We start from the raw sequence: 249 nt of genomic DNA on the forward strand, positions 1-249 counted from the left end.
CGTGTATTCGAGTAAATATAGTAGCGAAGCTGAAGCACGCGAAAAGCTCAAAGCGTATGTTGGCGATAAAATAGAGTCGTTAACAATTAGAAAAATCCCTATTAAAAGTGGCCATCGCTCACACTTTTGGCAGAACAACTGTGTTGCGGTTGGGCTTTCAGCTGGTTTTTTAGAGCCGCTTGAAGCCTCTGCATTGGTATTAGTAGAAATGTCAGCGCAAATGATAAGCGAACAACTCCCCCAGACCCG

Annotated in this window: 1 protein-coding gene; it reads left to right on the forward strand. The window is 44.2% G+C overall.

What is annotated here, in order from left to right; translation table 11 throughout:
* A partial coding sequence (locus R2R70_RS22095; RefSeq protein ID WP_410979213.1) for a tryptophan 7-halogenase occupies positions 1-249 on the forward strand: 249 nt, incomplete at both ends.

The sequence above is a fragment of the Cobetia sp. SIMBA_158 genome (assembly GCF_046566945.1).
Classification (GTDB): Bacteria; Pseudomonadota; Gammaproteobacteria; order Pseudomonadales; family Halomonadaceae; genus Cobetia; species Cobetia amphilecti.